Genomic DNA, 232 nt, shown 5'->3' with positions numbered 1-232 from the left:
TCAGCGGGGTGAAACCGCTGCGGCTCCTCGTCGAGCGTCGTCAAGCTCGAACGGCCCCCGGCGGTACAGGTGAGGCGAAGTGCGGTGGCAATTACGCAGCTTCGCTGCGTTCCCAGATCGATGCCAAGACCCGTGGCTGCAACGAGGTGCTCTTTGTCGATGCAGTTGAACATCGCTGGATCGAGGAACTGGGTGGTATGAACTTCATGGCCATCAGCAAGGACGGTCAGCT

General features: G+C 60.3%; 1 pseudogene. It reads left to right on the top strand.

The annotated features are described in order from the left end of the window. A pseudogene (locus RRF55_RS28105) lies at positions 1 to 232 on the top strand (branched chain amino acid aminotransferase); the annotation flags it as partial.

It is taken from the genome of Klebsiella sp. K47, assembly GCF_051858335.1.
GTDB lineage: Bacteria > Pseudomonadota > Gammaproteobacteria > Enterobacterales > Enterobacteriaceae > Klebsiella > Klebsiella pneumoniae.
Note: the sequence above shows the minus strand (reverse complement) of the source record. Positions and strands in the feature narration are given on the sequence as shown.